We start from the raw sequence: 1093 nt of genomic DNA, 5'->3' as shown, positions 1-1093 counted from the left end.
GGCCCAATAGCAGATCTCGGCTTGACTGCGCCGGAGCACCGCACTTGTAATTTCACTCGTGTCGTTACGTAGCAATGAGTAACGGCAACACCACGTCCGTGCAGGCCTACAAGCCGAGCCCGCCCCTCCTGGACTACGCCATGACCAAGGGCGCCATCGTCACCTTCACCCAGGGCCTCGCCCAGATGGTGGCCGCGGACGGCATCCGGGTCAACGCCGTGGCCCCGGGCCCCGTGTGGACGCCGCTGATCGCCTCGACCATGCCGGACACCGCCGAGTTCGGTAAGCAGAGCCCGCTCGGCCGCCCCGCGCAGCCTGCGGAAATGGCTCCGGCGTACGTGTTCCTCGCCTCCTCCCGGGCAAGTTACGTGACCGCCGAGATCCTCAACGCGACCGGGGGGACCCCTCTCCCCTGACGCTCGACCGAGGAGGTCGACATGTCGGATCAGGTGCATCGGGTGCCGGACCGGGACGACGTCGTCGCGACGGTCCAGCTGCGTGCCCTGGGCACGCCGCTTCCCCTCGGGTTCATCGGCCTGGCGGCAGGTGCGTTCGTCCTCTCCGGCCTCCAGCTGGACTGGATCGCCTTCTGGGAGGCGAAGGTGGTGGCCCTCGTGCTCGTCGCCTTCGTCTTCCCCACCCAGCTGTTCGCCGCGGTACTCGGCTTCCGGTGCCGCGACAGCGTGGCCGGGACCGCCATGGCCGTGCTAGCCGCCACGTGGCTGGCCACCGGCTCGATCCTGGGTGCGGGGCCCCCGGGCGGCGTCAGCAAGGCGCTGGGCCTGCTCCTGCTGGTCTCGGGCGTGGCGCTGCTGATCCCGGTCGGAGCCGGCGGCCGCTCCCGGGTCGTGGTCTCCGCCGTACTGGGGCTCGCCGCGCTGCGCTTCCTGCTGACCGGCGTGTACGAGCTGTCCGGGGTGCACGGCTGGGAGGTGGCGGCCGGCGTCACCGGGCTCGTATCGGCGGCACTGGCCTTCTACGCGGCCCTCGCCTTCGCGGTGGAGGACGCGCACGGCCGGGCGGTGCTCCCCCTCGGCCGGGCGGGCGGCCGGCTCCCGGTGGGGCCGCGCGGCCCCGGTGGCGTGGGCGCCGA

The 1093-nt window shown here is 72.3% G+C and carries 1 protein-coding gene and 1 pseudogene; both read left to right on the top strand.

Annotation, left to right across the window (positions count from 1 at the left end; genetic code table 11):
* Nucleotides 1-86 precede the first annotated feature (86 nt).
* Nucleotides 87-416, top strand: a pseudogene (locus AB0B01_RS30935) (SDR family oxidoreductase); the annotation flags it as partial.
* A 21-nt stretch (nt 417-437) separates the two neighbouring features.
* Nucleotides 438-1093, top strand: a 656-nt coding sequence (locus AB0B01_RS30930) for a GPR1/FUN34/YaaH family transporter (RefSeq protein ID WP_361726333.1), incomplete at its 3' end; no start/stop codon positions are given.

The sequence above is a fragment of the Streptomyces sp. NPDC044571 genome (assembly GCF_040647115.1).
Lineage (GTDB): Bacteria > Actinomycetota > Actinomycetes > Streptomycetales > Streptomycetaceae > Streptomyces.
This window is presented reverse-complemented; position numbering and strand designations above follow the sequence as displayed.